The sequence below is a fragment of the Ornithinimicrobium faecis genome (assembly GCF_023923225.1).
Classification (GTDB): Bacteria; Actinomycetota; Actinomycetes; order Actinomycetales; family Dermatophilaceae; genus Ornithinicoccus; species Ornithinicoccus faecis.
Genome location: NZ_CP099489.1, coordinates 3,064,473 through 3,090,106 on the forward strand (window position 1 = coordinate 3,064,473; position 25,634 = coordinate 3,090,106).

A 25,634-nucleotide genomic window follows, 5' to 3' on the forward strand; every position below is an offset into this window, starting at 1 on the left:
CACGAGCGGTCGCCGGCCATCAGGTTATCGCGAGGCCAGCCGCGCAGGAACAATGCCCACCGCCAACCGCCTGCGGAGGTGAGATAACCCACCTCCCCGCGCCCCCGGCATACGGCCGGTGCGGTGCTAACGTCACCCGTGACGCATGCCCCTCGGAACCACAAAGGATGAGCACCGTGAACACTCCCGTCAAGGTGGCCGTGACCGGCGCCGCCGGCCAGATTGGCTACAGCTTGCTGTTCCGCATCGCGAGCGGCGACCTGCTCGGCAAGGACACCCCGGTGCAGCTGCAGCTGCTGGAGATCTCCCCGGCCCTGAAGGCGCTCGAGGGCGTCGTGATGGAGCTGGATGACTGCGCGTTCCCGACCCTGGCCGGCGTCGAGATCGGCGACGACCCCAACGTGATCTTCGACGGCGCCAATGTCGCACTGCTCGTCGGCGCACGTCCGCGCACCAAGGGCATGGAGCGTGGCGACCTGCTCGAGGCCAATGGCGCGATCTTCACTGGTCAGGGCAAGGCCCTCAATGACCATGCTGCCGACGACATCCGCATCACGGTGACCGGCAACCCGGCCAACACCAACGCCCTGATCGCGATGAGCAACGCCAAGGACATCCCGACCGAGCGCTTCTCCGCGCTGACCCGCCTGGACCACAACCGGGCGCTGGCCCAGGTCTCGGCCAAGGCCGGCGTTGCGGTCACCGACATCAAGAACCTGACCATCTGGGGCAACCACTCGGCCACCCAGTATCCCGACCTGTTCCACGCCGAGATCGGTGGCAAGCCGGCCGTCGAGGTCATCAACGACCAGCCCTGGCTCGAGGACACCTTCATCCCGACGGTCGCCAAGCGCGGTGCGGCGATCATCGAGGCCCGCGGCTCCAGCTCCGCGGCCTCCGCCGCCTCCGCCACGATCGATCACACCCGCGACTGGCTGCAGGGCAGCACCGAGGGCAACTGGCTGTCGATGGCTGTCCGTTCCGACGGTTCCTACGGCGTGGCCGAGGGCCTCATCTCCTCCTTCCCCGTCACCACCTCCGGCGGCAACTGGGAGATCGTCCAGGGCCTGGAGATCGACGAGTTCTCGCGCGGCAAGATCGACGCCTCGGTCGCCGAGCTCGACGAGGAGCGTCAGGCGGTCACCGACCTCGGCCTCATCTGAGTCCTCCTGCAGCACAACCAGACCCGCCCAGTATGCCGAGAGGCAACCGGGCGGGTCTGTTGCGTTGGGCGGTGGTCCCCGTTGGGCGGTGGTCCCCGTTGGGCGGTGGTCCCCGTTGGGCGGTGGTCCCCGTTGGGCGGTGGTCCCGTTGGGGGGGTGGTCCCGCGAGTGCCTCCCTCCGGCCGGTGCTTTGCGTCCTGCTGTTCCTGTCGCATGCCGGATCTCCCGCAGGACCATTTCCGCCGAGCGGTCAGCGGCGGGTGGCGGGCGTGGCTGGTGGGTGGGGGAGAGTCCTGCGAGAGCGGTCAGCGGCGGGGTGGTCAGCGGATGAGCAGGGTGGCGCTCAGCACGGCGACGCCGGCGGCCATCGCCAGGAGCGTGAGGACGTCCCAGGCACGGGAGCGCACCAGCAAACCTCCCACGGCTCCACGGGGCAGCACCAGGCGCAGGATCGCCGCTAGAGCCAGGGTCCCGGCGATGACATAACCGGAGGCTCGCAACCCACCGCTGAAGTGCACGATGACCGCGATGGTGAGCCCGATCGGCAGCACCCACCACAGCCCCAGGGGCTGACTCCCCCAGTTGGCCGGGCGCCGACTGGCGGGACGACCACGGGGCTGACCTGGTGCGCTGCCGGACACGGTCATCCGACGGAAGCGGACTCGGCCGTCCGCACCCCGGCCTGCCGCTCCGCAGCCTCGACGACATTGGTCAGCAGCATGGCCCGCGTCATCGGCCCGACGCCGCCGGGGTTCGGAGAGACCCAGCCAGCCACCTCGGCGACGTCGGGAGCGACGTCGCCGGCGATCTTGCCGTCGCGACGGGCGACCCCCACGTCGAGGACCGCCGCTCCCGGCGCCACCATGTCGGCGGTGATCAGGTCGGGCACACCAGCGGCGGAGACGATGATGTCGGCTCGGCGAGTGTGCTCCGCCAGATCGCGGGTCCCGGTGTGGCACAGGGTGACTGTGGCGTTCTCGGAGCGGCGGGTCAGGATCAGGCCCAGCGGGCGACCCACCGTCAGACCCCGTCCCACCACCACAACCTCGGCACCGGCGATCTGCACGTCATGGCGACGCAACAGGTCGACGACACCGGCGGGGGTGCAGGGCAGTGGAGCCGGCTCCCCCAGGACCAACGAGCCGAGGTTGACGGGGTGCAGTCCGTCGACGTCCTTGGCCGGGTCGATGCGGGACAGGATCGCGAACTCGTCCAGCCCGGTCGGCTGCTGCACGAGGAAGGCGGTGCAGGCGGCGTCGGCGTTGAGCTCGTCGACGACTGCCTCGACCTGCTCCTGGGTGGATCCGGCAGGCAGGTCACGGCGGATCGAGGTCACTCCGATCTCCGCGCAGTCCTTGTGCTTGGCATTGACATACCAGGTGCTGCCCGGGTCGTCGCCGACGAGCACCGTGCCCAGGCCGGGCACGACCCCCCGCACGGCCAGTGCTGCGACGCGTGCCCTCAGGTCGGTCTTGATCTCGGCCAGTGCGGCCCGGCCGTCGAGGATGCGTGCGCTCATGGAGTCAGTCTAAGGACGCCGACGGTGGGACCCGTGGGTGGCCTCGTCGGCGACTCAGGGCACTCTCGACCCACGGCGTGCCCTCGCTCTGGCCAGTGCGGCCCACACGGCAGCCACCAGGGTCAGCCCCACGCCGAGGAGCATCTGCGTCCCCACCCTGTCCCGGGTTGACGGCTCGGTCAGGTCCAGAACCAGGCCGGTGCCCAGCTGGCTCGTGATCGTGATCAGGGCAAACAACAGCACGCCGCTGTGCATCACCGCCCAGGCCGCCAGGACGATGAAGAACACACCCAGGACGCCACCGGTCCAGGCCCACCACGGGACACCGGTGAGGTCCGGCCACCCCTGCGGCAGCACGGTCCAGCCACCGATGAGCAGGAGGAGCAGGGAGCCGGTGCCGAAGTTGATGAAGGTCGTCACGGTGGACTGGCCAGCGACCTGGGTGATCCGGGCGTTGGTGGCCTGCTGCACCGCAGATCCCATGCCGACCAGGAACGCCCCCACCACCGGGAGCCACACAAAGTCACTCCCCCGCATCCCCGGGGTCACGGCGACCGCGACGCCGACGACGGCCAGGGCAGCCGCCGCGAGCCGAGCGGGCGTGATCAGCTGCGGCGCCGCCGGACCGAGTGGGAGACGGTCCACCAGCAGCGCGTTCACCGTCTGACCCCCGATGATCGCGATCAGGAACGTGGCAACTCCCACCCGGGGCACGGCATACGTCTGCATGGCCACGAGCAAGCCACCGATCGCGCCGCCGCACAGCTGCCAGGCCGGCAGGTGTCCCCGACGCACGGCACGCCACACGGCGCTCGCCCCAGCCCGGAACCGTGGGGTGACCCAGAGCAGCGAGATGAAGCCGAGGCCGATGAAGAAGCTGGCCCACGCGGCCGTCATCGCTGGCAGGAAGGTGCCCAGGTCACCGTTGATCCGGGACTGGACCGCCAGGAGCACGCCGCAGACAAACGCCGCGATCAGCGCCAGGGTCTGGTCCCCCGGCCGCCGACGAGCGCGCGGGGCCGAGGCGGCGAGAGCCTCGCCGCCCGGCGGCACCGGAACGTCAGTGGGCAAAGTGGCGGGTGCCCGTGAAATAGAGCGTCACGCCGGCAGCTGCGGCAGCGGCCACGACCTCCTCGTCACGGATCGACCCACCGGGAGAGACGACTGCGCGCACACCGGCATCCAGCAGGATCTGCAGGCCGTCGGCAAACGGGAAGAACGCGTCGGAGGAGGCGACCGAGCCCTGCGCGCGCTCCGCGCCGGCCCGCTCCACCGCCAGACGGCAGGAGTCGACGCGGTTGACCTGGCCCATGCCGATGCCGACGCTGGCCCCGTCCTGGGCGAGCAGGATCGCGTTGGACTTGACCGCGCGGACCGAGCGCCAGGCGAAGGCGAGATCTGCGAGGGTGTCCTCGTCGGCAGCCGGGCCGGTCGCGAGCTGCCAGTTGGCGGGGTCGTCCCCCTCGGCGTCGAGGATGTCCAGGGCCTGGACCAGCGCTCCACCGGCGATGTTGCGCACCTCCAGCCCGCCGCGCTGCGGGGAGGCCGCGCGCACGACCCGCAGGTTCTTCTTGGCCTGCAGGATCTCCAGGGCCTCGGGGGCAAAGTCCGGGGCGATGACGACCTCGGTGAAGATCTCCGCCACCTGCTGGGCCAGCTCGGCGGTGACCGCCCGGTTGGTGGCCACGATGCCACCGTAGGCCGACACCGGGTCGCAGGCGTGCGCCTTGCGGTGCGCCTCGGCGATGTCGCTGCCGGTCGCGATACCGCACGGGTTGGCGTGCTTGATGATCGCCACGGTCGGCATGTCGCCGTGGTCGTGGGCCGCCCGGCGCGCAGCATCCGCGTCGACGTAGTTGTTGAACGACATCGCCTTGCCGTGCAGCACCTCGGCCTGCGCCAGGGCGGGCGTCGGCTGGAAACCGTTGCGATAGATGGCCGCCCGCTGGTGCGGGTTCTCGCCATAGCGCAGCACGTCCGAGCGCTCCCAGGTCGCCCCCATCCAGGCAGGGAAGCCCGTGTCGTCAGAGGTGTCGGTCAGCACGTTGCCCATCCATGAGGCGACGTGCACGTCATAGGTGGCGGTGTGGATGAAGGCCTTGGCCGCCAACCCCTGGCGCTGGGCCAGCGTGAACCCGCCGGCCGCTGCGGCCGCCGCGACGTCGGCGTAGGCGGAGGGGTCGACGACGACGGAGACCGACGCGTGGTTCTTGGCCGCGGCGCGCACCATGGAGGGTCCGCCGATGTCGATCTGCTCGACGCACTCGTCCTGGGAGGCACCGGAGCCGACGGTCTCGGTGAACGGATAGAGGTTGACGACGACCAGGTCGAAGGGCTCGATGTCGAGGTCCGCGAGCTGGGCGAGATGGTCGGGGTTGCGGGTGTCGGCCAGCAGACCGGCGTGGACCCGCGGGTGCAGTGTCTTCACGCGGCCATCCAGGCACTCCGGGAAGCCGGTGAGCTCCTCGACCCGGGTCACCGGGACACCGGTCGCCTCGATGCGCGCGGCGGTCGAGCCGGTGGAGACCAGCTGGGTGCCGGCCTCGTGCAGCCCGCTGGCCAGCTCCTCGAGCCCGGTCTTGTCATAGACCGAGATGAGGGCGCGGCGGATCGGGCGGCGGCCCTCGCTGTCCTGCGCGGGGCCGGCGTCCTGCGGGGTGGCGTTCACGGGATCGTGACCTTCCTGTCGGTGAGGGTGTGGCCGTGTCGGGCCAGGCGGCCCACCACGTCCACGAGCATGCTGCGTTCGACCGTCTTGATGCGTTCGTGGAGTGACTCGGGCGTGTCACCGTCCTCCACCGGGACGGCGACCTGCTCGAGGATGGGGCCCGTGTCGACTCCGCTGTCGACGAGGTGGGCGGTGCAGCCGGTGACCCGCACACCGTACGCGAGCGCGTCGGCGACCGCGTGCGCACCCGGGAAGGCCGGCAGCAGGGCGGGGTGGGTGTTGACCACGGTATGGGCGGACAGGACCGCCTCCCCCAGGATCTTCATGAAGCCGGCCGACACGACCAGGTCCGGGGTGTGGGCGCCGATCTGCTCGGCGAGGGCGGCGTCCCAGGCCTGCCGGTCCCGGTGGTCGGGGACCCGGCACACAAAGGTCGGTATGCCGTGGCGCACCGCCCGCTCGAGGGCGCGGGCGCCGTGTCGGTCGGCTCCGACGGCCACCACCTGCACGCCATAGGCCGGGTCGGTGGCAGCGTCGATCAGCGCCTGGAGGTTGCTGCCGGTGCCGGAGACCAGCACGACAACGCGGGCCGCGGACGGCGGGGTGGGGCTGGTGGGCACTCGATGAGGATATCGGGCGTCAGAGGCGGCGGCGGAACAGGTGCAGTGCACTCAGGGTGACCAGGGCTCCGCCCAGCACCTCGGCCCCCAGCAACGTCGCGACCCGCACCGGGTCGGTGCCCACCTGACTGAGCAGCCCGGGGGTCATGCCACCGAGGGCGAGCCAGCTGAGCAGGAGCACCACGACGGTCACGCCGACACAGGCAGACAGAGCGATCTGGGCCTTGGCCCACCACGAGGCGAGGCGCGGTGCGGCCCGGGAGCTCTGGAAGCCGACCCACGCCCCGGCCAGCACCGGCAGGAGCGCGGACAGCCAGAGGCCGGGAGGCAGCGCGCCCGGCTCGGGGAGCGCGGCGAGCACGGGCAGCAGGGGCAGGTCACCGGCGCTCGACTCGGTCCAGCCGACCTGCACCGTGCCGACCGCGACCTCGACGCCGCTGGACCAGCCCATCGCCCAGACCAGGATGTTGGGCAGGGCAGCGACCGAACCGAGCGTCAGCACGCTCGTGCCGACAGTCCCGGCGTCGAGGGCCTCATAGAGGGTCAGCACCCGGCCCATGCGGATCACCAGCAGCGCCACCACCAACAGCAGGGCCCCAACGATCAGGATGCACAGGGCCTGCACGGCGGGACGCAGACCGCGCCGCACCAGGACCGGCGTGTGCAGCTCGACCCAGCGCAACCCTCGGTCAAGGGTGGGGTGCTCCTGGCGTCGGTGCTCGCGCCACAGGCTCAGCCCGATCGCGATCAGGGGCACCAGCAGCAGGCCGGGCAGGGCGGACGAGACGATCACCGGAGCCTGCCCCAACCCGGCCAGCGAGCACAGGAGCAGACCCGAGGCGACATAACCCACCAGGAAGGACACCAACTCGGTGACCCCCAGCGCGGCCCACGCGAAGCGCCAGCCGGTCACCTCATCCAGCTCGCCCCGCACGTCGGGGCGGTCGACGACGACCTGCCCCACGGCATACCAACAGGCCAGGATCGGGACCAGGGTGAGCAGGAGGGGAGCCAGGACGACCTGGTGCTCCCCGACCTCGATGCTCGCGCGGTGCGCGAGGGCCCACAGGTCGACGCCGATGCCGGCCGTCTGCCAGATGGAGACCGAGCTGCGGTCATCGGCCAGCCAGGCGACGAACACCGGGACCGTCACCACGACCCACGAGATCAGGGCGGCGAGCAACCCGGCGACGGCGGCGAGCACCACCGCGCGCAGCCGTCCGGTGATGGTCGCCGCGTCCGCGGGCCTGACAGGGGTTCGTTCCAGCAGAGTCATGTCTGCCCCATGGTGACCCGCCGTGCGCCCCCGATGCTGGAGGCTCACCGAGGCGTGACGCAACAGACCCCCGGTCGCACGCGGCGCCGGGGGTCTGCTGGGAGAGCTCTAGGTCAGGCGCCCTGCTCCTGCAGGATCTGGCGCATCAGCTCGGCCGTCTCGGACGGCGTCTTGCCGACCTTGACACCCGCGGCCTCCAGGGCCTCCTTCTTGGCTGCGGCCGTGCCCGACGAGCCAGAGACGATGGCACCGGCGTGGCCCATGGTCTTGCCCTCGGGTGCAGTGAAGCCTGCGACATAGCCCACGACGGGCTTGGTCACGTGCTCCTTGATGTAGTCGGCGGCGCGCTCCTCGGCGTCGCCGCCGATCTCGCCGATCATCACGATGGCCTTGGTGTCAGGGTCGTTCTCGAAGGCCTCGAGCGCGTCGATGTGGGTGGTGCCGATGATCGGGTCACCGCCGATGCCGATCGCAGTGGTGAAGCCGAAGTCCCGCAGCTCATACATCATCTGATAGGTCAGGGTGCCCGACTTGGACACCAGACCGATCGGGCCCTTGCCCGCGATGGTGTGCGGCGTGATGCCGGCCAGCGACTCCTCCGGGGAGATGACCCCGGGGCAGTTCGGGCCGATCATCCGGGTGTTCTTGCCCTCGAGATAGGCAAAGACCTCGGCGCTGTCCTTGACCGGCACACCCTCGGTGATGACCACGATGAGCGGCATCTCCGCGTCGATGGCCTCGATGCAGGCGTCCTTGGTGAAGGCCGGCGGCACAAACAGGACCGAGACGTTGGCCCCGGTGGCCTCCATGGCCTCCTTGACCGTGCCGTAGACGTGCAGCTCCTGGTCGTTGAGCGTCACGGTGGTGCCTGCCTTGCGGGCGTTGACACCGCCGACGATGTTGGAGCCGGACTGGAGCATCAGGTCGGTGTGCTTGGAGCCCATGCCACCGGTGATGCCCTGGACGATGATCTTGGAGTCCTTGTTCAGATAGATCGTCATGTGCGTGTTCTCTCCCGGTCTCAGGCGTTCGCCAGCTCGGCGGCCTTGTCGGCCGCGCCGTCCATGGTGTCGACCTGGGTCACGAGCGGGTGGTTCAGCTCGTCCAGGATCTTGCGGCCCAACTCGACGTTGTTGCCGTCGAGGCGGACCACGAGGGGCTTGGTGGCGTTGTCGCCGAGGATCTCCAGCGCGCCCTTGATGCCGTTGGCGACCTCGTCACAGGCCGTGATGCCGCCGAAGACGTTGACGAACACCGCCTTGACCTGCTCGTCGCCCAGGATCACGTCGAGGCCGTTGGCCATCACCTGGGCGTTGGCGCCACCGCCGATGTCGAGGAAGTTGGCGGGCTTGACTCCACCGTGGGCCTCGCCGGCGTAGGCCACCACGTCGAGGGTGCTCATCACCAGGCCCGCGCCGTTGCCGATGATGCCGACCTGGCCGTCGAGCTTGACGTAGTTCAGGCCCAGCTCCTTGGCCTTGGCCTCCAGCGGGTCCGAGGCGCCCTTGTCCTCCAGCGCCGCGTGGTCCTCGTGCCGGAAGTCGGCGTTCTCGTCGAGGGAGACCTTGCCGTCCAGGGCGACGATCTGCCCGTCGGTCGTCTTGACCAGCGGGTTGACCTCGACCAGGGTGGCGTCCTCGCCCTGGTAGACGTCCCAGAGCTTGACCAGCACGTCCGCGATGGCGTCCTGGTCCTCGGTGAAGCCGGCGGCGTCGACGATCTCGCGCGCCTTGGCGGCGTCGATGCCGGTCAGCGCGCTGACCGGGATGCGGGCCAGGGCCTCGGGGCGCTCGACGGCGAGCTGCTCGATCTCCATGCCGCCCTCCTTGCTGCACATGGCGAGCACGGAGCGGTTGGCGCGGTCGAGCAGCACCGAGAAGTAGTACTCCTCGGCGATGCTGGCGCCCTGGGCGATCATCACCGTGTTGACGGTGTGGCCCTTGATGTCCATGCCGAGGATCGCCTCGGCTGCAGCGGTCGCCTCCTCCGGCGACTTGGCCAGCTTGACACCGCCCGCCTTGCCGCGGCCACCGGTCTTGACCTGTGCCTTGACCACGACAACACCGCCGCTGTCTGCACCGATGCGCTCGGCTGCGGCGGCGGCCTCACTGGCGTCGGTGATCACCGCGCCGGCGAGCACCGGCACGCCATGTGCCTCGAACATGTCCCGCGCTTGGTATTCAAAAAGGTCCACGAGTCAGCTATCCCATCTGCGTGTTTGGTGTGGGTCTGTGCCTGTGTTGTCACCGGTCGGTGAACCGGCCTCGCTCCGGCGCAAGGTTAGTTCAGTCCCGCCCGAGGTTCTCACGCACCCACCCGGTGATCTCGGTGGTGGTGGCCCCGGGGGTGAAGATCCGCGAGACGCCGAGCTCCTGGAGCACCGGAATGTCGTCCTCGGGGATGATGCCGCCTCCGAAGACGACGATGTCCTGGGCGTCGCGCTCCGTGAGGAGCTCGATGACCCGCTTGAACTGCGTCATGTGGGCGCCGGACAGCACGGACAGGCCGACGGCGTCTGCGTCCTCCTGGATGGCCGCCTCGACGATCTGCTCGGGCGTCTGGTGCAGCCCGGTGTAGATGACCTCGACGCCCGCATCGCGCAGCGCCCTGGCCACAACCTTTGCACCACGGTCGTGGCCGTCCAGGCCGGGTTTGGCCACGACGACGCGCAGCGGTGACGAGCTCGTTGGGGAGGACATGGCTGCAGATTATCGCACTGTCCACAGGTGACCAGGACCACATTGGCACCGACCCCTGGGCACGCTAGGGTCGTTCTGGTCCGAGTGCCCCGGGTTCGCCCCATCCCGGCGTGCGGCTCACTCCTCGGACGTGACGATCCACACCTTCTCGGAGTTCAGATGCGCGAGGTTGCTGTGCGCGAGCCCTCTGCCGACCGGCCCCGGTCCGCCGGGGCGCAGGAACCTGCCCCGACGCCCCGGTCACGCCGCGAGGCCCGTGAGCTGGCGCAGGCCACGCGCCGTCGCAGGCCCGCCCCCGCGCCACGCCACTCCCGTCGTCGCGCGCCGCGGTCGCGCAGCACGACCGTGGCCCGGCTCTCGGCACCCGTGCTGGTCGCAGCCGTGGCCGCCGCGAGCATCATCGGTCTGCCGGCCTCCGTGTCGGCCGGGACACCGACGGTCGCGCAGACCCGGCTGGCCGATGCGGCCACCGGGCTCCCCGCTGCCGCAGCCGCCGACCTCGCCAGGCAGGATGCGACGGCCTCTCGGGGTGCGGCCTCCCGCCTGGCCCTCGCCCAGGGTCTCGGAGCCGCCGCGGAGGGCAAGGCAGCCATGACGGCCCGTGGCCAGGCACTGAGCACGTCCCTGTCCGCCGGAGTGGAGACCACCGCGGGCGGGCAGGACCGGGCCCGGGAGGTCGCCACCGCCCGGGCCTTCCACGAGCCCATCCTGGACGCGCACCAGACGTCCTCGTTCGGGTGGCGCTGGGGTCGGATGCACAACGGCATCGATTTCGGTGCCGGTCATGGCACGCCGCTGTATGCCGTGGGGCTGGGGACCGTGACCACCGCCGGCTGGAACTCGGGGCTGGGTTACCACGTCAAGATCACCCTGGACACCGGCGAGGTCATCGTCTACGGCCACCTCTCCCGGATCGACGTGAGCGACGGCGACCCGGTCGCTGCCGGCAGCCAGCTCGGTGCGGTGGGCAGCAGCGGTCGCTCCACCGGTGCCCACCTGCACCTCGAGGTCCGCACCCAGGACGGGCCGATCGACCCCGCCCCCTGGCTCGCGGCGCGCCGCGGCTAGGGCCAGCTGGAGGCAAGACACAGCGGCCGTCGGGTCATGCGGTCGAGTCGTCGGGCCGGCCCACGCGGATGCCCTCCCGGGCGAGGAGGGCTCGCGCCCGTCCGTGCGCGAGGTCCTGCGAGAACGCCCGCCACAGGTCGACCATCCCCTCCTCCTCCACCACGTCCCGGAACCGGCGGAAGGCACCCCGACCCTCGATGGCCTGCTCCAGGCGGGCACGAAGCGCGGCGTCCCACTGGCGCTCGGCGAACGCCGCCATGTCTCGCCAAGCGTCCCGCGAGCCGGACGTGTCGAACCGCAGCCACCGGTCCGGCTCCTCCTCGACGTCCAGGACGCTGTCCTCCCCCACCATCGCCGCATCCGTGAGGCTCTCGTCCCACACCTCCCCGGTCTGCAGGTCGAGGTAGCCGCCGAGCGACATCTCAGCCGACCTCTCCAGCTCACTGGCGAGCACCTCCAGGTCAGCCGGCACCACCCGCCCCTGCAGCGCCTCACCCCGCAGGACGGCGAGCAGGTCCTCGGCGAGCACGTCGTCCCCCTCGGCACCGCGCGTGCTCAGCCGGTTGATCACGGACACGGCCAGCGGCTCGACGTCCGCGCCGCGCTGCTCCAGTGCCATAGGGATGCCGGCCCCCACCAGTTGCAGCACGTCGTCGATGTCGCAGCCCTGCAGCACCGCCAGGAAGCGGTCCGTGTCCGCAGTCTGGACGGCAGACCGCAACTCCTGGAGGTTGATGCTCTTTCGCTGCTCCTGCCCCGGCCACAGCCCCGTCTGCATCGGGTGCGGGTGGGCCGGCCGCGGCGGCGGAGGCGACTCCCCGTCGTCGTCCCGCCAACGGCGCCCGTACTGGTCTGGCACGCTGCCCCAGCCCCAGTAGGGCAACGGGGACCCCGGACGGACCCCGAGCACCTCCATCGGGTCAACCTTCTCCCCAACCGTGCACAGGTGTCTCCACTCGTCCCCGAGGTCGAAGGTGAACAGGAACTCCTCCCCCGGCTGCAGGAGCCGGGAGACTGTGGCCGTGTCCATGTCGACCGGCGTCGTCACCGGGCCTCCGGCCAACGACGCGAACTCGGCACCGGTGTGCTCGTCGGTGATCACCCGACCGTCGCCGAGGGTGAAGACCGACAGGTGCGCCCGGTCCCACCGGGCGAACGCATCGTTGACGGCCTCGGCGAGCTGGACGAAGGTGTGTGACGGGCCGACGGCGAAGATCCGGCCGGGCCGGGGCCACAGGACCTCCCCGCGCCCACCGAGCAACTCGACCGTCACGGACAACCAGGTGCGCGCCATACCTCGAGCATGGCACGCCCGCCGCCCACCTCAGCGCCCCCTCAGAGCTTCTCGAGCGGGGCATAACGCAGCAGGAGTCTTTTGACGCCCGAGTCCCCGAAGTCGACGTGCGCCATGGTGTTGTCCCCGCTGCCCTCGACACGGATGACCGTGCCCAGACCGAACGAGTCGTGACTGACCCGGTCCCCCGCAGACACTGACACCGGCACGATCGGCGAGCGCCCCCTCGAGCCCCTCGGGTTGAGGCGCACGACGCCCTGGGACCCGCCGCGCGACCCGCCGCCCCATCCCTGCTGCACCGAGGCGCTGGGACGGCCGCCGGCCCGCATGCGGTCACGGTCCGAGCGCTCCCAGTCGACGACATCGGGCGGGATCTCGTCCAGGAAACGTGAGGCCGGGTGGAACTGTGGTGCCCCGAACGAGGCGCGGGTGCCCGCACGGCTCAGATAGAGGCGCTGTCGCGCCCGGGTGATCCCCACATAGGCGAGCCGACGCTCCTCCTCCAGCTCCGTGGGGTCGTCCATCGAGCGCTGGTGGGGGAAGGTGCCGTCCTCCAGGCCGGTCAGGAAGACCACCGGAAACTCCAGGCCCTTGGCCGTGTGCAGGGTCATCAGGGTGACGACCCCGGCGTCCGTGCCGTCTCCACCCTGTGGGATCTCATCGGCGTCAGCCACCAGCGACACCTGCTCGAGGAAGTCCACGAGGGTGCCCTCGGGATAGTTCTCGTCGAACTCACGCGCGACCGCGACCAGCTCGGCGAGGTTCTCGATGCGGGTCTCATCCTGTGGGTCGTGGCTGGCCCGCAGCTCCTTGGTGTAGCCCGACTGGTCCAGGATCGCCTCGAGGAGGTCCCCCACCCCGGAGTCCTCGTCCTCGGCGACCCTGCCAACGGCCTCGAGCATCGCAGTGAAGGCCTGCACCGCCGCGATCGATCGCGTGGCGATGCCGGGCGCGTCCTCGACCCGCCCCAGAGCGGCGACAAACGGGATGCGCTCCCGGGTCGACAGGGCCGCGACCGCGGCCTGGGCACGGTCGCCGATCCCACGTTTGGGCACGTTGAGGATGCGCCGCAGGTTGACGTCGTCGGCCGGGTTGGCGACCACGCGCAGATAGGCCAGGGCGTCCTTGACCTCGCGCCGCTCATAGAAGCGGGTGCCCCCGACGACCTTGTAGGGCAGGCCGGTGCGGACGAAGACCTCCTCCAGCGCACGGGACTGGGCGTTGGTGCGGTAGAAGACCGCAACGTCCTTGGGCGCGACGTCGTGCTCGTCGCCGAGCTTGTCGATGGTCTGCGCCACGAACGAGGCCTCGTCGTGCTCGTCGTCGGCGACGTAGCCGGTGATCATCTCGCCGTCACCCAGCTCGGACCACAGGCTCTTGTCCCGCCGGCCGGGGTTGCGCGAGATCACCGAGTTGGCAGCACGCAGGATCCGCTGACTGGAGCGGTAGTTCTGCTCGAGCAGGATGGTGCGGGCCTGGGGATAGTCCTTCTCGAACTCCACGATGTTGCGGATGGTGGCGCCGCGGAAGGCGTAGATGGACTGGTCAGCATCGCCGACGACGCACAGCTCGGCTGGCGGCACCTCCTCGTCCTGTGTCCCGACCAGCTCACGCACCAGGGTGTATTGCGCGTGGTTGGTGTCCTGGTATTCGTCCACGAGCACATGACGGAACCTGCGGCGGTAGTGCTCGCGCACCGCCGGGAAGGCCTGCAGGATGTTGACGGTCATCGAGATGATGTCGTCGAAGTCCAGGGCGTTGGCCCGGCGCAGGCGCCGCTGGTAGTCGGTGTAGGCCTGGGCGACGACCGCCTCATAGGGATTGTTGCCGACCTGCGCTGCGAAGGTCTCCTCGTCAATGAGCTCGTTCTTGGCGCCCGACACCTTGTGGCAGAGCACCCGGGGCGGATAGCGCTTGGGGTCCAGGTCGAGGTCTCGCACGACCATCGCCATCAGGCGTTGGCTGTCAGCCGCGTCATAGATCGAGAAGGTGGACTTCAGCCCGACCGTCGCCGCCTCGCGACGCAGGATGCGCACGCAGGCGGAGTGGAAGGTGGAGACCCACATGGCCCTGGCCCGCGGACCGATGAGCGTCTCGACGCGCTCGCGCATCTCGGCGGCAGCCTTGTTGGTGAAGGTGATCGCCAGCACCTGACCCGGTGTCACCCCACGGTGCCCCAGGAGGTAGGCGATGCGGTGGGTGAGCACTCGGGTCTTGCCCGAGCCCGCACCCGCCACGATCAGCAGGGGCGCCCCGGCGTGGACCACTGCCTCGCGCTGCGGTCCGTTGAGGCCCTCCAGCAGGGTCTCGGGGTCCACTCCGGGCGACTGCTGCGGTGCCGCCGCGAAGTCCGGGGCCGGCTCCTCCTCCAGCGCCCACAACGGGACCCCGGTGTCGTCCACGGGCACGGCACCACTCGCCTGGGCGGGCGACATCGGGGGCAGGGGGACGTTGTCGAAGAGCGTGCTCATGGTGCGGCTCAGTCTAGGTCGGATGACCGACAGGACCGTGGCGTTGTCCACCGGCCCCACCCAGCCGGCCCCTCGGCATACGGCTGTGCCTGTCCAACGCTGCTGCGACGTAGGCTGTCCTGCGTGATTCGCGAAGCGACAGAGCAGGACATTCCGGCCATCCTGGGTCTGGTCAAAGAGCTGGCCGACTATGAGAAGGAGCCCGAGGCCGCCGTCGGCACGGTGGACTCCTACCGGGCCGTCCTGTTCCCGCAGACCGGCTCCCCCACGGCGTGGGCGCACGTCGCCGAGGTCGACGGCCGGGTCGTCGGCATCGCGCTCTGGTTCCTGACCTTCTCCACCTGGACCGGGCGCAACGGGATGTGGTTGGAGGACCTCTATGTCTCCCCCGAGCACCGCGGCAGCGGCCTGGGCAGGCAGCTCCTGGCCACGCTCGCGCGGGTGTGCACGGACCGCGGATATCCCCGCATGGAGTGGACCGTCCTGAACTGGAACACCCCGGCCATCGAGCTCTATCGGCACATCGGCGCCGTGCCGATGGAGGAGTGGACCACCCAGCGGATGACCGGCGAGGCCCTCGCTGCCCTGGGGTCCACCGCGTGATCGCGACCGCTGTTCTCCCACCGACCACGACCACCAGCTATCTGGATGGCTGGACCGTGGCGCTGCTGCTGGCCGGGTTCCTGAGCCTGCTCGTCTGCGTCATCGCCGGCCTGCGGGGGCAGGGTCCCGCCCGCGTCACGCTCGGGGCAACCATGCTGCTCCAGGCCGTCGTCACCGTGGTCTTCGCCGCCTATCTGGTCCGCAGCGTCGGCGGCGAGTCACCGGCCGGGCCCGTGTGGGAGCTGTGGGCCTATCTGGTGACCGTCCTGATGGTGCCTGCCGTCGCCTGGTTGTGGGCACGCAGCGACCCGACCCGCTGGGGCAGCTTCGTGCTCGCCCTCGCCGGCTTCGTGGTGGCCGTCATGGGTGCCCGCGCGGCCCAGATCTGGCACGGCGTGGGATATCAGTGAGCCAGCCCTCGCCCCAGCCAGACCGCGCCGCCGGGCACAACCCGCGGTCCTCAGGTCCTGGTCGGCTGATCATCGCGCTCTATGCCGTCTTCGTCGTCGGGTCGCTGTCCCGCGCCGGCTTCCAGATCGCCACGCGCTTCCAGGAGGCCCCGCTGGCCTACACCCTGTCTGCGCTCGCTGGGGTGATCTATGTGGTCGCCGCGATCTCCCTGGCCCTGCCCGGGCCGCGGGCCTGGTGGGTCTCCCTCGCGGCGATCAGCACAGAGCTGGTTGGTGTCCTCGCCGTCGGCCTGTGGAGCACGCTCGACCCCGCGGCGTTCCCGGACGCCACCGTGTGGTCGGGGTTCGGGCGCGGCTACCTCTACATCCCGCTCGTGCTGCCGGTCGTCGGGTTGTGGTGGCTGTGGAGCACCCGTCCGGGGACAGTGCAGGACTGACCAGCACCTGGCCGAGGGTGGCCGCGCCGTCATTGAGCCGGCCGGCTGATCACTTCCAGAGTGAGGCGACCAGCACGTTGACGATTGCCAGGGCACCCGCACCGTGCACCATGCCGGCTGCCACCGGCTTGCCCTTGCGGGCCCGGGCCGCGGCGATCTCAGTCAGGGCGGTGACCGCGAGCGCGACCACGAGCTTGACGGCGATCTTGGTGTTGTTGACGTCCATGTCATCCAGGGCGCCCGAAGCCAGCCCCGTCAGGATCAAACCGGTGAGCAACTGCAGACGCGCACCCCACACCATGACGGTGTTGGGGACCAACCCCTCCGCGCTGCGGGTGGCCGCCACCAGGTATCCGCCCACGAGGGCAGCCAGGCCGAGCATGTGCGTGACGACGAAAAGGTTGTAGATGAAATCCATGGCTCTATCGTAGGCCGCGCGGCAGAATTCTCCGCTGCCAGTCCAGCAACGGGGTCGAGGGCAGGTCAGCGACAGGCACCCACGCCGCGTCGGCGGTGCTGCCACCGACGTCGTGGATGACGGGCTGCACGGGGTTCGGGCACTGCGCCCGATAGATCGCGGAGATCGCGTGGTAGTCCTCCAGCCGCCCGCTCGGGGCCCGTCCCGTCCAGTGGCGGCTCACCAGATCCTGCGGGGCGAGGGCGGTGATGCGCTGCCCCGTCTCCTCCCAGACCTCCCGGACCGTCGTCTCCAGGAGGTCCTCCCCCGGGTCCTGCCCACCGCCGGGCAGACCCCACACCTCACGCTCGCTGCGGGCGAACGTGGTCAGCAGCAGACTGCGGACGCCCTGATAGCGGGCCACGACGACCGCGTAAGCCCCGAGACGCTGATGAGGCTGAGGCACCTCCCCCGGCGCGACGCGATAGATCAACACGACCTGCCCGTCCACGACCTCGCTGCCGGTCCACACCGGCACGAACCCGTGGGCCTGCAGGACGGCCGCCGGATCGATCCCGTGCGGGACCTCCTCCTCCACCAGGTGCTCACCCTGGGGGTCCACTGCGCGCACGCGCGCCATGTCAGTCCTCCTCCTGTGCTGAGTCGGGGTCCGGCTCGTCGGGGTCCAGCATCTGCTGCAGGTCGGCGGCGAGGTCGTCCCACTGGAAGCGCTGGGTCACGAAATCTCGACCGGCCATGCCCCAGGCCAGCGCACGCTGCCGGTCCGACAGCAGGTCCACCACGGCGCGGGCGACCTGGTCGAGGTCGCGACCGTTGACGACGTGGCCGGTGACCCCGTCCCGGATGGTGTCGGGGGCCCCACCGGAGTCGCCGATGACGACGGGCAGTCCGCTCGCCTGCGCCTCGAGCGCCGAGAGCGGCACACCCTCCGGCTCCAGGCCCAGCAGACGGGTGCGGGTGGGCATCGCGAAGACGTCACCGAGCGCGAAATACTCCGGGGTTCGCGACCACGGGACCTGGCCGGTCAGCATGATGTGGGCTCCCAGGCCGGCCTGCTCCACCTGGGTCTGCAGACGCGGGCGACTCGGCCCGTCGCCCACGATCACCAGTGCCGCTCCCGGCACCTCGTCCTGGATGCGGGGCCAGGCCTCGATCAGCGCGTCCTGCCCCTTGCGCCGGATCAGGCGGGAGATGCTGACCACGACCGGCCGGTCGGCCAGGCCCAGTTGCGCTCGGAGGCGGGCGCCGTCCACGCCGGGGTGGTAGCGCTCCACGTCGACGCCCGGAGGCAGGTGGCGCATCTGCTCCCTCGCCGACTCCGACAGGACCCCCGAGAGCGCGCGCCGCGAGTGCTCACCCAGGTAGGTGACCGTGTCGACGCGATCACCGATGCGGTGCAGCACCGAGCGCGTGCCCGGCAGCCGCGACCACCACTCCTCGGCGCTGTGGGTGGTCGCCACCGCTCGCCTGATCCCGGCCTCTCGCAGCGCCGGCGCCATCTGCGCCAGGGGCGCGGCGGAGCCGAACCACACGCGATCACAGCCAAACTCGCGCGCCGTCCGGGCACACCGTCGCACCACCCCCGCCGTGGGCAACAGCACCTTCAGATCATCGCGCACCACGGCATACGGCAGGTCTGCGTCAAACGCCGCACTCTCTGGCTGTCGGGCGGTGTGGACCACGACCGACCCCGCCCCTCCCGCCTGCGCCAGGCGGGAGGCCATGGACTGGACGAAGGCCTCGATGCCGCCCACCCGAGGACCGAAGTCGTTGGTGACGATCAGCGTGGCACCCGACACGGTGGCCCCTTCCTGACGAGACTGCTGGCGAGACACCCGACAGACATCGCCGCCATTGGCTCTATCTTCACCGATCTCGGAGCGCGGCACGGGTAGTGTGCTCTGGGTCGTTTGTACATGGTCCGGGGATCGGACGGGGGAGGTGGGGCGTCGTGAGCAGGAATTCAGCAGCAGGCCGTAACCTGACGGATGTGTGCACCACCCTGCCCGACGCCACCAGGTCTCCGGGGGCGAACGCATGAGCATCCATGCGACCGACGACTTTGAGCCCACCCGGAGGTTCGGGTGGAAGGAGGTGCTGCAGTCCGTCGGCGGACTGACCGTCGCCACCCTCTTGCTGATCTTTGTGCTCCCGCGCGTGGCCGACTCCTCCTGGCCGGAGATCCTGCGTCAGATGTCGACGGTGGGCATCTGGACCGCGGTGCTGATGGTCGCGCTCAAGCTCATCGGGCTCTACTCCTACACCTTCACGCTCACCGGCTCGCTGCCTGGGCTCAGCCACGGCCGAGCCCTGATCGTCAATGCGTCGGGCTCCATGATCAGCAACATCATGCCGGCCGGCGGCGCGGTCGCCGTGGCCATCACCTACGTCCAGTGCCGATCGTGGGGTTTCCTGCGCCGCAACATCTCCACGTCCCTGGTGGTCACGGGCGTCTGGAACATCATGGCCCGCCTGGCGCTGCCGGTGATCGCCATTGTTTTCATCATCGTTGGCCCGATGGACACCCCCGCCCCGGTCATCCTCGGCTCCACCGTCGCCGTGATCGCCATCCTGCTGGTGCTGGCCTTCTTCCTGGCCGTGATCTACAGCGAGAAGGCCTCCCACATCGTGGGCCACAGCCTGGGGTGGGTGGCCAAGCCGTTCTCCAAGCGCCTCAAGGCGGGCGCCAACCTGGACTCCCTGATCCAGGACCAGCGCAGCCGGTGGGGCAATGTGGCCAGCAGCCACGGTTGGAAGATGACCATCGGGCTGGCCGGCATGCTCGGCATCTTCTTCGGGCTCTACTACACCGCCTGCCACAACATGGGGGTGGACCTGCCGGTCTCCCACCTGTTCGCGGCCTATGCCATCCGCCAGCTGCTCACGGTCGTGGCCATCACCCCCGGTGGTCTGGGCATCACCGAGGCGGGGACTGCCGCGGTCCTGATCGCGTTCGGCGCCGACCCGACGTCGGCCGCTGCCGCGGCCCTGCTGTATGCCGTGGTGACGCACCTGCTGGACGTGCCCCTGGGGGCGCTGGCCATGCTGATCTGGTGGATGGGGCCCAAGGATCCGGCCACCCACCAGCTGGACAACCAGGGCGACCTGGTCAGCACCAAGGCGGCGATCACCCAGTTGAAGGTGCAGAAGCAGGCCGCGCAGCGCGAGACGGCAGCGCGCGAGGCAGCGGAGAAGGCCGCCCCCGTGGAGGAGGCCGCCCCCGCGGAGGCCCCGGGCGACTCGCGCACGGGCTAGCCCAGCCGCACGCCCCTAGGCAGAGAGCAGGCTCCGCACCTGACGGTCGTGAGCCTGGTGGGCGATCGTGTCGTCCACGTCCTCCGGGTCCCAGGCCCCGGTGGCCCGGACCACCGCGATCTCCAGCAGGTGATCGGCGAGCGCAGGGTTGGCCGGCAGGATCGGGCCGTGCAGGTAGGAGCCGATGACGTTGCCGGTGCGCGCTCCCTCGGTCCCGTCCGAACCGTTGTTGCCCTGCCCGTGTCGCACCTGCCCGAAGGGTTCCTGGCCCTCCCCCAGCACGGTGGACCCCGAGTGGTTCTCATAGCCGACGATCTCGCCGACCGGGGTCTGCAGGACCACGGGTCCGATCATCCGGGTCGCGTTCCCCGTCGTGGTCACGTCGAGGATGCCGAGTCCTGGCAGCCGGTGCCCCTCCGCGGTGATGAACGCGCGGCCCAGCAGTTGATACATCCCGCAGATCATCAGCATCGGCAACCCGTCGGCGGCCAGGGCACGCAGCCGGTCGGCGTGCGTCGCCAGGTCGTCCTGGACCCGCAACTGCCCGGAGTCCTGACCACCGCCACCGACCAGCAGGTGGGCCTCGTGGGGCCACGGTGCACCGGGATGATGGTCGTGCACGACCGGGGTGTAGCCGTGCCAGCGCAGCCTGCTGGCCAGCGCCCGGGTGTTGCCCAGGTCGCCGTAGATGCTCATCTCCCGGGGATAGAGATGGACCAGGTGGATGGTGCCCTTGCTGGCGGTGACCGCTCCAGCCTGTGACGGGTCGCTCATGGCGAGTCCTCTCCGAACCGGGCCAGGTTGTAGCGCGCTGCCAGCCGGCGGCGCAGCTGCATCATCGCCGTGTAGGTGCAGAAGATCCGGGTCGGCTCTCCGGCGTGCTCCCGCAGGAACTGCTCCAGGGCCAGGTCGAGGTCGGGCTCGGTGTGGGCCACCTCGACCCCGTCGTAGCGCAGGCGCAGCGCCATGTCCCAACCACGCACGCCGCTGGTGAGGGCGACCCCGTGGCCCTGGAGGCTCTCGAATGAGACGTCATAGAGCCACGAGACGTCCCGGCCGTCGGCGTAGTTGTCGTTGATGGCGATCATCGTGGCGACCGGCTCGGTGCCGTAGGTGCCCAGGGCGACCGTGAAGCCCGCCGGATTCTTGACCAGCACCAGCTCCAGCGGGTGGCCGTCGATGTCAATGACCTCACCGCGTCCGAACGGCGGTGTCACGGTGGCCAGGGCCGTCGCGGCGACACCGGGCTCGAAGTCGTCGCCCAGCACAGCCCGCGCTGTCGCGGTTGCTGCTGTGGCGTTGATCATGGCGGCCAGGCCGCGCTGACGCAGGGTCACCGGCCCGACGTCGGCCCCGGAGCCGGTGACGGTGAAGGTGTGCTCGTCCTGGAGCAGCAGCAGTGCGGCCTCGGCACTGTCGGGCAGGGCGGCGGCGCCGTCGGCCTCCCGGACATCGGCCTCCTGCAGCTCGGGCAGCCGGTCCGCGCAGGTGGGGTCCACCCCGAACCAGGCGACGGTCACGCCCTCTGCGACCCGACTGTGGATCCGGGAGACAAACGAGTCATCGACGTTGAGGACCACCCCCGTGGTGGCCTGCGCAGCCAGCCGGGCCAGCAGCTCTGCGGTCTGGTCGATCTCGGCGAACCGATCCAGCTGGTCCCTCGCGACGTTGAGCAGCAGAGCGTGGGTCGGGGCCACCGCTGCCGCGAAGTGCAGGGCGTGCGCCTCGTCGAGCTCGAGGACGGCCCAGTCGGCGTCCAGGCGGCCACTCAACGGGATCTCCGCGAGCATCGCGGAGATCACCCCGCGGGTGAAGTTGCTGCCCGTCGGGTTGGTGAAGACCCGCTGGCCGTGGGCGCGCAGCAGCGCCACGAGCATCTTGGTGGTGGTGGTCTTTCCGTTGGTGCCCGTGACCACGACGATGCCACCGGGCAGGTCTGCCAGCGTGTGGCCCAGGATGCCCGGATCGATCCGCTCGGTCACCAGACCCGGGAGGGCGGAGCCGCCGCCGCGCAGACGGGAGACACCTCGGGCCAGCTTGCCGGCCGTTATCGCGAGCGTGGAGCGGATCACGCGCGCAACTCTAATCGTCAACCGGTGGCAGACAACGCACGCTGCCCGCCCGGCTCGTGGGAGCCGGGCGGACAGCGTGCGTGTGTCGTGCGCGGTCGGTGGGTCAGCGGAGCCAGCCGTTGCCGACCTTCTTGCCCCACCAGCGGCCGAGGCCCCAGGTGTCACCGGAGAGGGTGTAGGCAACCACCAGGAGGACGATGGCCTCGATCCAGTGGGAGTCGGTGATCGGGTTGGTGAAGCCCATGTTCGCCTGACCGATGGGCAGGGCCGCGAGATACATGAAGGCCATCAGGAGCGTGCCGCCCCAGGCGGCGATCTTCAGACCGGCGCCGGCGAGCATGGCCAGACCGATGCCGAACAGACCGAACATGAACAGGAAGTCAGCCAGGCCGCCGAAGGTCTCGGCCATCCAGATGAAGACCTCCTTGAACGGACCGGATGTCGCGTTGAGCATGTAGCCCTGTGCCGGGGCGCCACCCTCGACCCAGGCTCCAGCGGACTCCGTGCCATAGCCGAGGCCGAACAGCTTGTCGAGGAAGGGCCACATGAAGGTCCAGCCGATGAGGATCCGCAGGCCAGCCAGCAGCTTGCGGGCGGTGCCGGAGCGGACGATGTCGTCCTGGAAGACGGTGTCGCGACCGCGCACCACGCGGTCAACAGCAACGTCACCCGTGGTGGGAGTGTGAAGGTTGGCGCTCATGACGGTGCCTTTCGGGATCTGCAGTGGTGGAGGTCGATCTCGACTTCCACTACTAAGTGTAGTACTACGTCATGTCGGCGTAAAGCCAGAAGGCCTTCTGCCGCTGTCGCGTTGCTCACACCAGGTGGGGGCAGGCCTGGAACGCCGACGGCCGGCCACCACGTGGTGACCGGCCGTCGCAGGTGAGCGTGGGAGGGCTCACTCCCACTCGATGGTGCCCGGCGGCTTGCTCGTCACGTCGAGCGCCACGCGGTTGATCTCCTCGACCTCGTTGGTGATCCGGTTGGAGATGCGGGCCAGCACGTCGTAAGGCACCCGGCTCCAGTCGGCCGTCATCGCGTCCTCGCTGGAGACTGGGCGCAGCACGACCGGGTGGCCGTAGGTGCGGCCGTCGCCCTGGACGCCGACCGAGCGCACGTCGGCGAGCAGCACGACCGGGCACTGCCAGATGTCACGGTCCAGCCCGGCCCTCGTGAGCTCCTCACGCGCGATCGCGTCCGCCCGGCGCAGGATGTCCAACCGCTCGGCATCGACGGCGCCGATGATCCGGATGCCCAGGCCGGGTCCGGGGAACGGCTGGCGCCAGACGATCTCCTCCGGGACGCCGAGCTCGAGTCCGACCTGTCGCACCTCGTCCTTGAACAGCTGCCGCAGCGGCTCGATCAGCGAGAACTGCAGGTCGTCGGGGAGGCCACCGACGTTGTGGTGGCTCTTGATGTTGGCGGTGCCGCTGCCACCGCCGGACTCCACGACGTCGGGATAGAGCGTCCCCTGGACCAGGAACTTCACCGGGTGGCCGTCGGCGTCGGCCGTGCCGGCCACGTCCCGGGCCGCCTGCTCGAAGACGCGGATGAACTCGCGGCCGATGATCTTGCGCTTGGTCTCCGGATCGGTCACCCCGGCGAGCGCGTCGAGGAAGCGCTGTTGCGCATCCACGACGACCAGATCCACCCCCGTCGCGGCGACGAAGTCCTTCTCGACCTGCTCGGCCTCCCCCTGGCGCAGCAGACCATGGTCCACGAAGACACAGGTCAGCTGATCGCCGATCGCCCGCTGCACGAGCGCTGCCGCCACCGAGGAGTCCACCCCACCGGACAGGCCACAGATGACGCTGGCATCCCCCACCTGCTCGCGGATCGAGGCGACCAGGTCGTCCACGACGTTCTCGCTGGTCCAGGTCGGCTCAAGGCCCGCCCCGCGCAGCAGGAAGTTCTCCAGGACGCGCTGCCCGAAGGTCGAGTGCAGCACCTCGGGGTGCCACTGGACGCCATAGCGCCGCGCCTCGTCATCCTCGAACGCAGCGACCGTCGCACCGGACGTCGACGCCGTGACCCGCGCGCCCTCTGGCACCTGCGCGACGCTGTCGCCGTGGCTCATCCACACCGGCTGCTCATCGGGCTGCCCGTCAAACAGCGTGCTGCCCGTGTCGGAGATCCTGGCCTTGGTCTCACCGTATTCCCGCAGCCCGGTCTTCTCGACCGTGCCACCCAGGGCCGTGGCCATCGCCTGGAAGCCGTAGCAGATCCCGAGCACCGGCACGCCAGCCTCGAGCAGGCCGGCGTCCAGGGAGGGTGCCCCCTCGGCATACACCGATGAGGGACCACCGGAGAGGATCAGGGCCGCCGGGTTCTTGGCGAGCACCTCCTCGGCCGGCATGTCGTGGGGCACGATCTCGCTGTAGACGGAGGCCTCGCGGACCCGTCGGGCGATGAGTTGGGCATACTGCGCGCCGAAGTCGACGACGAGGACGGGGCGCTGCTGCAGGGCTTCGGTCACCGGGACAGGTTAACTGCCCCAGACCCTGCCGTATGCCGTGGGCCGGGTCGGATCAGACCCGCACCCCGGCGCGGGCCTCCTTGGCCTCGATCTCGGCGCGGGCAGAGCGGGTGACCCTGGCCTCGACATAGAACGAGAGGAACGGCACGACGCCTGCAAGCATGATCAGCACCATCCGGCCCAGCCCCCAGTGCAGTGCAAAGCCGAGCATCGCGACAGCCACCAGATAGACCATGTAGAGGAAGCCGTGCGGCATCGCCCACCAGCGCAACACGTCGTTGTCGAACGCATACCAGAGCACCATCTCTAGGACGAGCAGGAGCAGGCCCAGGCCAACCACAGTGGCCATCACCTGGAAGAACCTCAGTTTGGCGCGGTCAGACATGGTGGGGCTCGATCCTCTCGTCGGTGGGTGCGGCAGTGCTCACTGTAGGCCGGTCGTCTGGGGGCGTGCGCGCGGCGTCGTGGAGCAGCTTGACGAACATGAAGATGGCGAAGGCCGCAAAGACCCACCACTGCAGGGCGTAGCCGAGGTTGCGCCAGTCGACGTCGCCGGCCTGGAGCACGGGAGGCGGCACGTGCGCCAGGGCCTCGTCCGTCACCGGCGGCTGCTCCTGGGTGCTGAACACAAAGCCGTTGTAGAGCGCCTCGGGCCACTCGTTGGCCAGTGTGGACAGGTCGATCGTGCCGCGCTGCCCCTGCGGGAGGGGCTCCTCGGCCAGCGAGGGCGACTCCCCCGGGGCCAACTCGCCGTGCACGGTCACCGGGTCAGCCGGGGGCACATCCGCGTCGGCCGGGTCGGCGACGAATCCGCGCAGCACGGGGATGATCGCCGCTGCGTCGGCGCCCTCCGAGGAGGTGACCTGCAACGGGGTGACCACCCAGTAGCCGACCTGTTCCTCCAGCACCCGGTCGGGGACGAGGAACTGACGGGAGCCGTCATAGACCCCCTCGACCACCACCGGGTGACCGGCGCCGTCGGCGGGGAACGCAGCGTGTGGGGTGATCACCTCGTCCAGCGGCTTCTCGACCAGCGCGTCCCGCTCGGCCTGCAGGGTCTCGAAGGCGTCGTCCTGGGCCACCGAGAGCTGCCACAACCCCAGCCACGCGAAAGCGACACAGACCGCGACCACGACGCCCAGGAGGGTCAGCCAGCGGGGAGTGAACAGGGTGCGCAACACCCTG

26 protein-coding genes are annotated in these 25,634 nt (G+C 70.1%); 6 read left to right on the forward strand and 20 right to left on the reverse strand.

Going from position 1 to position 25,634, the window contains the following annotated elements:
* Positions 1 to 167 precede the first annotated feature (167 nt).
* Positions 168 to 1,163 carry a malate dehydrogenase gene (locus NF556_RS14305; protein WP_306238484.1) on the forward strand — a complete coding sequence of 332 codons (996 nt, stop codon included), beginning with the start codon at positions 168 to 170 and terminating at the stop codon, positions 1,161 to 1,163.
* 320 nt (positions 1,164 to 1,483) lie between these two features.
* Here the strand turns inward: NF556_RS14305 and NF556_RS14310 are convergent, their stop codons facing one another.
* The 9 genes from NF556_RS14310 to icmB form a co-directional block, all read right to left on the reverse strand.
* The gene (locus tag NF556_RS14310; RefSeq protein ID WP_252591585.1) at positions 1,484 to 1,810 is read right to left on the reverse strand and encodes a DUF3017 domain-containing protein; all 327 of its coding nucleotides are present in this window, start codon (positions 1,808 to 1,810) and stop codon (positions 1,484 to 1,486) included.
* Positions 1,807 to 2,682 (reverse strand): bifunctional methylenetetrahydrofolate dehydrogenase/methenyltetrahydrofolate cyclohydrolase, encoded by an 876-nt coding sequence (locus NF556_RS14315; protein ID WP_252591586.1) that lies wholly within the window; start codon positions 2,680 to 2,682, stop codon positions 1,807 to 1,809. Before NF556_RS14315 ends, NF556_RS14310 begins: the two co-directional genes overlap by 4 nt.
* Positions 2,683 to 2,736: 54 nt before the next feature.
* The gene (locus tag NF556_RS14320; protein WP_252591587.1) at positions 2,737 to 3,753 is read right to left on the reverse strand and encodes a DMT family transporter; all 1,017 of its coding nucleotides are present in this window, start codon (positions 3,751 to 3,753) and stop codon (positions 2,737 to 2,739) included.
* Positions 3,743 to 5,350, reverse strand: a complete 1,608-nt coding sequence (gene purH / locus NF556_RS14325; protein WP_252591588.1) for a bifunctional phosphoribosylaminoimidazolecarboxamide formyltransferase/IMP cyclohydrolase — start codon at positions 5,348 to 5,350, stop codon at positions 3,743 to 3,745. The genes NF556_RS14320 and purH overlap by 11 nt, the downstream gene beginning before the upstream one ends.
* Positions 5,347 to 5,970, reverse strand: coding sequence for a phosphoribosylglycinamide formyltransferase (purN, locus tag NF556_RS14330; protein WP_252591589.1), 624 nt, complete (start codon positions 5,968 to 5,970; stop codon positions 5,347 to 5,349). Before purN ends, purH begins: the two co-directional genes overlap by 4 nt.
* Positions 5,971 to 5,989: 19 nt before the next feature.
* Positions 5,990 to 7,246 carry a cell division protein PerM gene (locus NF556_RS14335; RefSeq protein ID WP_252591590.1) on the reverse strand — a complete coding sequence of 419 codons (1,257 nt, stop codon included), beginning with the start codon at positions 7,244 to 7,246 and terminating at the stop codon, positions 5,990 to 5,992.
* A gap of 113 nt (positions 7,247 to 7,359) precedes the next feature.
* Complete coding sequence (gene sucD / locus NF556_RS14340) at positions 7,360 to 8,247, reverse strand: succinate--CoA ligase subunit alpha (RefSeq protein ID WP_252591591.1); 888 nt, start codon at positions 8,245 to 8,247, stop codon at positions 7,360 to 7,362.
* A 20-nt stretch (positions 8,248 to 8,267) separates the two neighbouring features.
* Positions 8,268 to 9,440 carry an ADP-forming succinate--CoA ligase subunit beta gene (gene sucC, locus NF556_RS14345; RefSeq protein ID WP_252591592.1) on the reverse strand — a complete coding sequence of 391 codons (1,173 nt, stop codon included), beginning with the start codon at positions 9,438 to 9,440 and terminating at the stop codon, positions 8,268 to 8,270.
* 91 nt (positions 9,441 to 9,531) lie between these two features.
* Positions 9,532 to 9,945 (reverse strand): coenzyme B12-dependent isobutyryl CoA mutase small subunit, encoded by a 414-nt coding sequence (icmB, locus tag NF556_RS14350; protein WP_252591593.1) that lies wholly within the window; start codon positions 9,943 to 9,945, stop codon positions 9,532 to 9,534.
* Between the two features lie 159 nt (positions 9,946 to 10,104).
* On the opposite strand from icmB, the gene NF556_RS14355 reads away from it, so the two are divergent.
* A complete protein-coding gene (locus NF556_RS14355) occupies positions 10,105 to 11,013 on the forward strand; it encodes a M23 family metallopeptidase (protein ID WP_252591594.1) in 909 nt (302 codons plus the stop codon).
* 34 nt (positions 11,014 to 11,047) lie between these two features.
* Here NF556_RS14355 and NF556_RS14360 read toward each other — a convergent pair whose 3' ends face one another.
* The gene (locus NF556_RS14360; RefSeq protein WP_252591595.1) at positions 11,048 to 12,307 is read right to left on the reverse strand and encodes a plasmid pRiA4b ORF-3 family protein; all 1,260 of its coding nucleotides are present in this window, start codon (positions 12,305 to 12,307) and stop codon (positions 11,048 to 11,050) included.
* 41 nt (positions 12,308 to 12,348) lie between these two features.
* A complete protein-coding gene (gene pcrA / locus NF556_RS14365; protein ID WP_252591596.1) occupies positions 12,349 to 14,778 on the reverse strand; it encodes a DNA helicase PcrA in 2,430 nt (809 codons plus the stop codon).
* Between the two features lie 123 nt (positions 14,779 to 14,901).
* On the opposite strand from pcrA, the gene NF556_RS14370 reads away from it, so the two are divergent.
* The 3 genes from NF556_RS14370 to NF556_RS14380 are packed head-to-tail and all read left to right on the forward strand — an operon-like array spanning position 14,902 to position 16,228.
* The gene (locus NF556_RS14370) at positions 14,902 to 15,381 is read left to right on the forward strand and encodes a GNAT family N-acetyltransferase (RefSeq protein WP_252591597.1); all 480 of its coding nucleotides are present in this window, start codon (positions 14,902 to 14,904) and stop codon (positions 15,379 to 15,381) included.
* Positions 15,378 to 15,791 carry a hypothetical protein gene (locus NF556_RS14375; protein WP_252591598.1) on the forward strand — a complete coding sequence of 138 codons (414 nt, stop codon included), beginning with the start codon at positions 15,378 to 15,380 and terminating at the stop codon, positions 15,789 to 15,791. The genes NF556_RS14370 and NF556_RS14375 overlap by 4 nt, the downstream gene beginning before the upstream one ends.
* Complete coding sequence (locus NF556_RS14380) at positions 15,788 to 16,228, forward strand: hypothetical protein (protein ID WP_252591599.1); 441 nt, start codon at positions 15,788 to 15,790, stop codon at positions 16,226 to 16,228. The genes NF556_RS14375 and NF556_RS14380 overlap by 4 nt, the downstream gene beginning before the upstream one ends.
* A 49-nt stretch (positions 16,229 to 16,277) precedes the next feature.
* Here the strand turns inward: NF556_RS14380 and NF556_RS14385 are convergent, their stop codons facing one another.
* The 3 genes from NF556_RS14385 to NF556_RS14395 are packed head-to-tail and all read right to left on the reverse strand — an operon-like array spanning position 16,278 to position 18,445.
* Complete coding sequence (locus NF556_RS14385; protein ID WP_252591600.1) at positions 16,278 to 16,646, reverse strand: hypothetical protein; 369 nt, start codon at positions 16,644 to 16,646, stop codon at positions 16,278 to 16,280.
* Between the two features lie 4 nt (positions 16,647 to 16,650).
* Positions 16,651 to 17,265 (reverse strand): NUDIX hydrolase, encoded by a 615-nt coding sequence (locus NF556_RS14390; RefSeq protein ID WP_252591601.1) that lies wholly within the window; start codon positions 17,263 to 17,265, stop codon positions 16,651 to 16,653.
* Between the two features lies 1 nt (position 17,266).
* Positions 17,267 to 18,445 carry a glycosyltransferase family 4 protein gene (locus NF556_RS14395; protein WP_252591602.1) on the reverse strand — a complete coding sequence of 393 codons (1,179 nt, stop codon included), beginning with the start codon at positions 18,443 to 18,445 and terminating at the stop codon, positions 17,267 to 17,269.
* A gap of 238 nt (positions 18,446 to 18,683) precedes the next feature.
* Here NF556_RS14395 and NF556_RS14400 point away from each other — a divergent pair, with 238 nt between their 5' ends.
* Positions 18,684 to 19,901 carry a lysylphosphatidylglycerol synthase transmembrane domain-containing protein gene (locus NF556_RS14400; protein WP_252591603.1) on the forward strand — a complete coding sequence of 406 codons (1,218 nt, stop codon included), beginning with the start codon at positions 18,684 to 18,686 and terminating at the stop codon, positions 19,899 to 19,901.
* Between the two features lie 15 nt (positions 19,902 to 19,916).
* Here NF556_RS14400 and NF556_RS14405 read toward each other — a convergent pair whose 3' ends face one another.
* From NF556_RS14405 to NF556_RS14430, 6 genes are all read right to left on the reverse strand, one after another.
* Entirely contained in the window at positions 19,917 to 20,675 is a 759-nt protein-coding gene (locus NF556_RS14405) for a type 1 glutamine amidotransferase (protein ID WP_252591604.1), read from the reverse strand.
* The gene (locus NF556_RS14410; protein ID WP_252591605.1) at positions 20,672 to 21,973 is read right to left on the reverse strand and encodes a Mur ligase family protein; all 1,302 of its coding nucleotides are present in this window, start codon (positions 21,971 to 21,973) and stop codon (positions 20,672 to 20,674) included. Before NF556_RS14410 ends, NF556_RS14405 begins: the two co-directional genes overlap by 4 nt.
* 103 nt (positions 21,974 to 22,076) lie before the next feature.
* Positions 22,077 to 22,673 (reverse strand): DoxX family protein, encoded by a 597-nt coding sequence (locus NF556_RS14415; RefSeq protein WP_252591606.1) that lies wholly within the window; start codon positions 22,671 to 22,673, stop codon positions 22,077 to 22,079.
* 198 nt (positions 22,674 to 22,871) lie between these two features.
* The gene (gene guaA / locus NF556_RS14420; protein WP_252591607.1) at positions 22,872 to 24,449 is read right to left on the reverse strand and encodes a glutamine-hydrolyzing GMP synthase; all 1,578 of its coding nucleotides are present in this window, start codon (positions 24,447 to 24,449) and stop codon (positions 22,872 to 22,874) included.
* A gap of 52 nt (positions 24,450 to 24,501) precedes the next feature.
* Positions 24,502 to 24,834 carry a DUF3817 domain-containing protein gene (locus NF556_RS14425; RefSeq protein ID WP_252591608.1) on the reverse strand — a complete coding sequence of 111 codons (333 nt, stop codon included), beginning with the start codon at positions 24,832 to 24,834 and terminating at the stop codon, positions 24,502 to 24,504.
* Positions 24,827 to 25,630: an SURF1 family protein gene (locus NF556_RS14430; RefSeq protein WP_252591609.1), complete on the reverse strand. Its 804-nt coding sequence runs from the start codon at positions 25,628 to 25,630 to the stop codon at positions 24,827 to 24,829. Before NF556_RS14430 ends, NF556_RS14425 begins: the two co-directional genes overlap by 8 nt.
* Between the last annotated feature and the right edge of the window lie 4 nt (positions 25,631 to 25,634).

What these genes read in the sequence shown, in the direction of transcription:
- NF556_RS14315 (WP_252591586.1), bottom strand. Translation starts at nt 2,682, where the DNA reads ATGAGCGCACGCATCCTCGACGGCCGGGCCGCACTGGCCGAGATCAAG.
- pcrA (WP_252591596.1), bottom strand. Translation starts at nt 14,778, where the DNA reads ATGAGCACGCTCTTCGACAACGTCCCCCTGCCCCCGATGTCGCCCGCC.
- NF556_RS14385 (WP_252591600.1), bottom strand. Translation starts at nt 16,646, where the DNA reads ATGGATTTCATCTACAACCTTTTCGTCGTCACGCACATGCTCGGCCTG.
- NF556_RS14390 (WP_252591601.1), bottom strand. Translation starts at nt 17,265, where the DNA reads ATGGCGCGCGTGCGCGCAGTGGACCCCCAGGGTGAGCACCTGGTGGAG.
- NF556_RS14405 (WP_252591604.1), bottom strand. Translation starts at nt 20,675, where the DNA reads ATGAGCGACCCGTCACAGGCTGGAGCGGTCACCGCCAGCAAGGGCACC.
- NF556_RS14355 (WP_252591594.1), top strand. Translation starts at nt 10,105, where the DNA reads ATGCGCGAGGTTGCTGTGCGCGAGCCCTCTGCCGACCGGCCCCGGTCC.
- icmB (WP_252591593.1), bottom strand. Translation starts at nt 9,945, where the DNA reads ATGTCCTCCCCAACGAGCTCGTCACCGCTGCGCGTCGTCGTGGCCAAA.
- NF556_RS14335 (WP_252591590.1), bottom strand. Translation starts at nt 7,246, where the DNA reads ATGACTCTGCTGGAACGAACCCCTGTCAGGCCCGCGGACGCGGCGACC.
- sucD (WP_252591591.1), bottom strand. Translation starts at nt 8,247, where the DNA reads ATGACGATCTATCTGAACAAGGACTCCAAGATCATCGTCCAGGGCATC.
- NF556_RS14415 (WP_252591606.1), bottom strand. Translation starts at nt 22,673, where the DNA reads ATGAGCGCCAACCTTCACACTCCCACCACGGGTGACGTTGCTGTTGAC.
- NF556_RS14425 (WP_252591608.1), bottom strand. Translation starts at nt 24,834, where the DNA reads ATGTCTGACCGCGCCAAACTGAGGTTCTTCCAGGTGATGGCCACTGTG.
- NF556_RS14360 (WP_252591595.1), bottom strand. Translation starts at nt 12,307, where the DNA reads ATGGCGCGCACCTGGTTGTCCGTGACGGTCGAGTTGCTCGGTGGGCGC.
- NF556_RS14305 (WP_306238484.1), top strand. Translation starts at nt 168, where the DNA reads ATGAGCACCGTGAACACTCCCGTCAAGGTGGCCGTGACCGGCGCCGCC.
- NF556_RS14400 (WP_252591603.1), top strand. Translation starts at nt 18,684, where the DNA reads ATGAGCATCCATGCGACCGACGACTTTGAGCCCACCCGGAGGTTCGGG.
- NF556_RS14310 (WP_252591585.1), bottom strand. Translation starts at nt 1,810, where the DNA reads ATGACCGTGTCCGGCAGCGCACCAGGTCAGCCCCGTGGTCGTCCCGCC.